Here is a 7,299-nt window from a genome sequence, read left to right on the forward strand (position 1 = left end):
TTACTCCACCTCAATAGACAGTAATGCTTCTCGTTTCTCTTCCATTTCAATTTGAGTAATGTTCGATTTACGTTCGATAACCATTTCACCTAAATCAACATTATTTGTAACATCTTTAGCCACAACATTTACAATGCCATTTTTATCATACGAAATAGTAATTTTTATTGGCGAACCGATTGGTAATCCTGGTGGCAATTCTAGATTACTCGTTCCGATAATATTAACGTATTCTGGATCCGTATCTTCACCTTCTGTAATATCCAATGATAGTTTTTGTTGGTTTTCATGCACAGTATAGAATTCTCGTGATGAAGAACAAGGTATTTCTGTATTTCTATGTAAAATAATAGAGTTCTCGTCATCTCCTGCATCATTTAACGAAATGGTACCTAAACTATGTGAATTAACATCCTTTACAACGATATTTGCCTTCGTTGCATTAGGGTTGTTATCATCCATCAATGAAGCTTGAACTGCTGCCCCTAACGCAACTACTTCATCAGGATTTAATTCTTTGGATGGACTAATTCCAGTAAATGATTCAATCATTTCCGAAATGAGGGGAACACGTGTCGAACCACCTACCAATAATACTTTATCTACATTATTCCATGTTAGTCCTGCTTCACTTAATGTATCTTCCATCACAATTTTTGTTCGATCAACTAAATTGTTTATTAATTCATTAAAAAGCTCTTTCGTAATTTCTACTTTCATCGAATGTCCGGAAGAAGAAACAGGTACAATATACTTAGCCCTTCTTGATAAAGACTTCTTACATTTCTCTGCATTTTCTCTTAACTCTTGCATGGCATCGTCATCGTCATATAAATCAATGTCTGTTTCATCTTCAAATTCGTTAATAACATAATCAATAATCACATTATCAAAATCAAATCCACCTAAATTTGAATCACCATCAGTAGATAACACTTTAATTTCGTTATTGTTTATATTGACAATACTAATATCAAATGTTCCTCCGCCTAAGTCGTAAATCGCAATGTTCTGGTTAGTTTTTTCTTTGTCTAAATGATAATAAGCTAACGCTGCAGAAGTCGGTTCATTAATAATCTTTAAAACGTTCAAACCAATCATCTCTGCCGCTTCAATCGTTGCATTACGTTTCGCATCATCAAAATATGCCGGAACTGTAACAACAACGTCTGTTACTTTTTCAGACAACTCTTGTTCTGCATCTTGCACTAATTTTTTCAATATAATTGCTGAAGCTTCGACAGCGTTGATCATTTTATTTAAACCAGGTAACGGAATTTTAAAACTCGGATTCCCCATTTGACGTTTCACAAATTGAATTGTATCGTCTACCTGTGTAATCGAAGCTTCTTTCGCAACTTCTCCAACTATTGCTTTATTTCCTTCCATTAAAATGACAGAAGGTGTCGTTCTTTCACCCTCCCCGTTCGTTAAAATCTCCGCTGCACCATGCTCATTTATAAATGCAACAGCGGAATTGGTAGTTCCCAAGTCTATGCCTATTTTCATGTTTTTCTTCTACCCTTTCATAGATTAAGTTGTTAAAAAACTCCATATTATTTTTTTATTTGAGGTGTTATTGTAATTTTCGTGCATTACGTTTTGCTTCATCAACTTCACGTTGCATCTTTCAGCCCTCTTTACCTTTTCATCAAAATGGTACGTATTCGTATTATAAATACCTTGATTAGCGGCATGGTTCCTAGCGTGATCAGCCTCTGTCTGCCTCTGTCTAGCATTCTCAAACTAGATAAACCGGAAGAAGCAGACAGAGTTTGCTGCATCCTTTACTTTTTTTCTATTATAATCTGAATCTAGAGTGCTTCCAACATTTGATATCCGACGTGACATTGTGCTGTCACACTATGTGCAATGTTTTTTGGAAAATTATTCAGAATTTTATATGTAATCTTAAACTTGAATATATGTATAAATTAATTTTACCATATAGTGTCAAGTATCGGAATTTATTAGTATAGAAGATTTTTATACCACTCCGTATCGGCCCTCACTTCATCCCACGTCTAAGGACAGTGGGCTTTCCCGTTCGAAAAATCTGTAAAAACACAAAACGTTGCATATATAAAAGAAAAAAGTCTTATTAGCCCCCAAAACTTCTCTACTGTATTAGCGCAAACTTAAAGGCAGTGAGGTTGAGAGAAATGCGCAAAAACCTTTAAAAAAAGTGGTTCAGTAACAATTAACGGGTAACATAATCCGACAAATTTGACTTTAAAAAAGGAAAATCCAAACCACCTGTCGTATTGGTAAAGTATCTACACAAATACCAACGAAAGGATGGTTTGGATGCTTAACAGAAAAGGGCTAATACGCTGGCGGGCATACCTCTTTGCAAAATAAAATGTGAATGTTATAGGCAATCATTTTGAGCCATAAGTCAGCGAAATTTGCATAAAAATCTTCTCCTGAAACTTGATCAGAACCAAACCCATTTTTGGACTCTTTAATGTAATTTTCCATACATGCTCGGTGGTTGTAAAACCTCCCTCATCCCCAGAATCATTCATGTTGGTTACGAGTGCTTGATATTCCCATAAAAATTCTTCACTCAAGTATGGCTCTTCAAAATCACTTGCTTCTTCCATTCGAATGAGTATAACGCGACGTGGCTTTGACCATGATTGTGCTTGATGTTCGATCTCTGTCCATTCGATAATTTTGGTTCCTTCGTACACACGACACCATGTCTTTTCTAAGCCTTTCCTAACAAGGTTTTTATACAGCTTCAGTTTTCCAACATTCAATACTTCCTTTTGGGAAACCTGTATCCGGGTCACGATACTCTTCAAAATACAGTAAATGTTTCTCATTTGGAAATCCTTTGTCAAATCTCGCCATGATAGGGGCTGAGAACAGACATGCTTTAAGGATTCCTCTGCGGCTTCGATCATGCCATCAGATGTATAGGCCTTTCCGTTTCTTAGCTTTGCATATAAGCATAAACGTCTAGAGCCTTCAAAAACGTAAAGGGGATGCATGCTTTTCTTTCCAGGATTAGTCGAATTATAACCAACCTCAGCGCTTTCCTGATTTCCATAGACCGTATTTACTGATGAATCAAAATCAAGGATCATGCGGTCTTGTTCGGATAAAACCCGTTTAGTTAACTCCTCTTTCTATCCCTAAAACGCGCCCTAAAATAAGAGCTGTCGCAACTTCAGGTAATGGAAATATTCCTCCGTAGGATGTAGCGTGTTCCAAAGTTGGTTCAATAGTAACTCTACCAATACTAGTATTAAATATGTTATAATTATTGACCATAAGGTGCTCCCTTCCTTGGTTGTTTTGATTTTATCAAATCCTATTCTACCAAAGTTTGGAGCACTTTTTCATTAAATTTTTATATTGATGTTTCGAAATCTAGGATAATAGTATTTCGCATTGCATTGTCCTTAAAATTGAATTTGATTGAAACTGAGACTTTATTAAGAAAACTTCGTAAAGGTTTCATGGAAACCTATTTGGATGGTGTTGTTATGGAAGCGATTGAGCAGGGGGTATATGATGTAATAAAGGTTGAAGCACTTGTGCGACAATTTACAAATGGTAAAGAGTCGCTATTTACAGAGAAAGAACAAGAAGAATTCAGCTTTAATGATGAAGACTTAGAAATAGAAATAATTTAATAAAAGGTGTGTAGCGATGAATAAACGTGATTACTTAGTAAAGACCTTTTCACGTACCAAGAGGAAAGATTACGAGAATTATATTTTAACTGCTATCTGGCATAAGTTGGATAACATGAATCTTAAACCTGTTAGTCAGCAATATGTAAAACGACAAAATGGCACATATGCTTTGATGGATCTATATTTCCCACAATTACATATAGGGGTGGAAGTGGATGAAGCATACCATCAAAAAAATCAAAAAGAAGATAAACTCCGCATGGATGATATTATTTCTGCTGTTAATGAAGATTCTATTAATGATTTTCAATGTCTTAGAATTGATGCCACTAAGTCGCTAGAAGAGATAAATGATAGCATCAATGAGATTGTATCAGTTATCCAAGATGAGGCTTCAAAAAGTATTTTGGAGTGGAAAACATATGAAGAAGAATTAAAGCAATTGAAACAGCAAGAATATCTAACCATTTACGATGCTATATCATTCATGGATATAAAGGATATAGCAAATACTGTATTCGGGAAAAATGCTAAAAGGTACCAACGGAGTTATTTTAGGGTAAAAAATAAAATGTGGTTATGGTGTCCAAAACTTTCAATTACAGAAAATGGGGATACTAAATCAGTAGCTGGAGGTTGGCTAAATTTATTAGCAGAAGATTGGTCATACATTGATGAATCTCACCAAGATGGGGGAATTGTCAAAGCAAGAAGCGGAAACTATATGGTAGAAGTTGAATCTGGCCGTGAAAGAGCAGTATTTGCAAAATACAAAGATAACCTTGGCTTTAATAGATATAGATTTGTTGGAATCTTCAAAGTCTCTGGTATATCTCCCAAAAATGGGAGTTTTATTAGATATTTACGTGTCAGTGATAAGGTGGAAATTGTAAGCTAGTCTATCATGAGAATTTAATATAGTGAAAGGGAGAAAAAATACTTGATAAAGCGGAGTAAATTATCGCAGCATAAATTTGAAAAAGGCAAATTAATCGCTCCATTTAATCAGCATTTTCAAGACTTACTTAAAGATGAATCCTGGTATTACGGAAGAATGCCAGAGTATGTATGGTTGGGTTTAATAGTAAATGATGGAGAGAGAAATGCACAGTTGGATAAATGTCGTAGAATTCTAAATTATATTCATGAACTAGATGAAAGTAAAGAACTCGATCTCCCAAAAATATCATTAATATTCAAACTTTCTGATGAGAAGCAAAAGGAACTTTATAAGTTAATAGATACACTAGATGTAATAGAATCACTCAGACCGCTTACTCTAATTTTTCCAGATCAATCTACTGAATTTTCAAAGGCAGTAGAGGGATATAATATTTCTATAAGAAGTCGTATTCATATACTAAATAATATCCTTGAAGATCTATCCGATCAACACAGTAATCTAACAACTGATGTACGGTTTTTAATCCTCTATAAATTTATGTTATCGGGTAAATTACATGTTCAAAATGACAGTATATTTCCCGAGATGATTTCTCGATATGCCTTTATTTCACATGAAGACCCTGAAATGCAGTTATATAGGCCAAGCATTCGTACAACTGAAATGATGGTGAGTACAGGACTTGGTAGCGAGGGTTCAATAAATATTGAATTTATTAAGGACTTTTGGAAGAGATTAAGTTTGTTAACTGATTGTGAGGCGTTTTACGTGGAAACTGAAAAAAAAAATGAACCAATTGACTTGAAAAAATATAAACAGCATGTATATGATATTTTAAATTACTATACTAAGCTATTTACTGAAACAAGACCATTAGATAAAAAAATGCTAGTTCTATTGGGGATTGCCACATATTCGTATAAAAGACTTATTGAGCTAGTTAATCATAACTTGGAAAATACAATATCTGGTCGTACAATAATGAGATCTATTATTGAAAACTACATGATGACAAAATATTTGTTATTAGAGGAACCAAATCATGAGGATATATGGGGGCAATTTCAGGATTATGGTATTGGTCAATACAAATTGATTTATGGACGCTATGCTGATGAAGAACCAACAATTGAAGGAAGTCATGTCCCATTCAAGTATATTAACTTATTAGTGTCAGAATTCAAAAATGAAGAGTTTATTGATATTGATACTAGCTATTTTGGTTCAGGTAATATTAGAACAAAATTTAAAAAAGTTGATGAGGAGGACTTGTGGAAATTTTATTATGACTATGATTCTGTATTTGAACATGGACTTTGGGGGGCGATAAGGGAAAGTTCTATTCTGAAATGTAATGCTCCTGGACATCAATATCACGGGATACCTGATATTGATAATCTCCAAAAGCTCCCTAGTGTAGCCCACGATTGTGTCATGGTAATGAATAAACATTTAAAGTTATTGGAAGAACAGCATGGTCTTCCTGAGAGTCTGCAGGAGGAAAACCAAAATGAATAATCCATTACTTGAAGAACTGAATATAGTTCAAAATAATTACCTTTCATTATTAAAGGAATTAGACAAAATTCCACAGAATGAAATATCCTTCGCTATGATAGATTTAATTAATGTTTTTTGGTATGAAAATAGGAATATTATAAAATTAATGTTTGAGTATTATTTTGAGGGAAGAGATACGTATTGTTTTAGTGCTGCGACTATTTTTGATGTTGATGATAGGGATCAGGATAGCTTTTTCCTCTTTGGAGATTATCATGTTTTTGATGATCCTATTCCAAGCTATCTAAATACTCTACATGGTATTTCGGACAAGATTTATTTGGAAAAAATGAAAACGGTTATATCAAATACAATTAAAGATAATATTAGAATAATAGAAGAGATTGGAAATGATCTCGTAATTTTACCGTTGAGGTATTCTTCAGTGATATTGAATCAACATTATGAAGAACTTGACGAAATAGCAGAAACATTATTTTGTAGTTTGTTTACTAATGTCTCAAATATTCAAGAATATAAGAGAAAGGTAGTAACAATAGATGATCTGCTTAAACATTTAGATAACCATAATTCAACATTCATTCTTCTATTTGAAGGTGATGATCCATCGGAGTCATGGGAATGCCGAATGCAAAAATATAAAGAAGAAAATAATCCTTTTGATATGAACAAACTTTCGAGTGGAGGTATTTTCTTTCTTGCAGTTTATGGGAACATTAGGCAAGCGTTAGCACTTGTTGACATGGCGAATACCTTCGGGGTAATACCTTTTATTCGTTCTTATATTCCGCTACATTATTATATATTATTGACCTCTACATTAGAATACAATTCAAAATCGGAGTTAGGTTTTACCGAAGAGAAGGCAAGTTTGTGGAAAACTAAAGTTTCTTATCTTTTATACCGGGAATTCGGAAAACGAAAATTTAATTACTCATTAGGTGACTTAATACAAAAGGCTATTGATATAGATTTTGAAACTAAAGTGTTCAGTGATTTAGATTACTCAACCGACGAACAAGAAATTTCTACCATTATAGATGTTGTGAATGAGCTGTTAGATGAGTTTGAATAGAGTTAACGTGGAATTTACATTAAAAGCCTTTATATCAACAAAGAGCATGAGGTAGGTTGGTAGAGTTGCTTGAAAGCAATTCAAGCAAAGTTGGTAAACCATGAATAAGGAATCAGCAATAAAACCGAATCCCTATTCAAAAAATTTAG

The 7,299-nt window shown here is 33.8% G+C and carries 7 protein-coding genes and 1 pseudogene; 4 read left to right on the top strand and 4 right to left on the bottom strand.

Annotation, left to right across the window (positions count from 1 at the left end):
* The 4 genes and pseudogenes from SPD89_RS14865 to SPD89_RS14875 form a co-directional block, all read right to left on the bottom strand.
* Complete coding sequence (locus SPD89_RS14865) at window positions 1-1,509, bottom strand: Hsp70 family protein (protein WP_336262736.1); 1,509 nt, start codon at window positions 1,507-1,509, stop codon at window positions 1-3.
* 816 nt (window positions 1,510-2,325) lie between these two features.
* Complete coding sequence (locus SPD89_RS23130) at window positions 2,326-2,481, bottom strand: hypothetical protein (RefSeq protein WP_442961175.1); 156 nt, start codon at window positions 2,479-2,481, stop codon at window positions 2,326-2,328.
* 56 nt (window positions 2,482-2,537) lie between these two features.
* Window positions 2,538-3,098: pseudogene (locus SPD89_RS14870) on the bottom strand (transposase); the annotation flags it as partial.
* A gap of 22 nt (window positions 3,099-3,120) precedes the next feature.
* Complete coding sequence (locus SPD89_RS14875) at window positions 3,121-3,282, bottom strand: hypothetical protein (protein ID WP_336262737.1); 162 nt, start codon at window positions 3,280-3,282, stop codon at window positions 3,121-3,123.
* Between the two features lie 215 nt (window positions 3,283-3,497).
* Here SPD89_RS14875 and SPD89_RS14880 point away from each other — a divergent pair, with 215 nt between their 5' ends.
* From SPD89_RS14880 to SPD89_RS14895, 4 genes are read left to right on the top strand one after another with little or no spacing between them, the layout of a single operon-like run.
* Complete coding sequence (locus SPD89_RS14880) at window positions 3,498-3,647, top strand: hypothetical protein (protein ID WP_336262738.1); 150 nt, start codon at window positions 3,498-3,500, stop codon at window positions 3,645-3,647.
* Between the two features lie 16 nt (window positions 3,648-3,663).
* Entirely contained in the window at window positions 3,664-4,548 is an 885-nt protein-coding gene (locus SPD89_RS14885) for an AbaSI family restriction endonuclease (RefSeq protein WP_336262739.1), read from the top strand.
* 42 nt (window positions 4,549-4,590) lie between these two features.
* On the top strand, window positions 4,591-6,072 hold the full coding sequence (locus tag SPD89_RS14890) for a DUF5677 domain-containing protein (RefSeq protein ID WP_336262740.1): 1,482 nt from the start codon (window positions 4,591-4,593) through the stop codon (window positions 6,070-6,072).
* Window positions 6,065-7,150 carry a hypothetical protein gene (locus SPD89_RS14895; RefSeq protein WP_336262741.1) on the top strand — a complete coding sequence of 362 codons (1,086 nt, stop codon included), beginning with the start codon at window positions 6,065-6,067 and terminating at the stop codon, window positions 7,148-7,150. The genes SPD89_RS14890 and SPD89_RS14895 overlap by 8 nt, the downstream gene beginning before the upstream one ends.
* The last annotated feature ends 149 nt before the right edge of the window (window positions 7,151-7,299 follow it).

Source organism: Pseudogracilibacillus sp. SO30301A (genome assembly GCF_037072025.1).
Lineage (GTDB): Bacteria > Bacillota > Bacilli > Bacillales > Amphibacillaceae > Pseudogracilibacillus.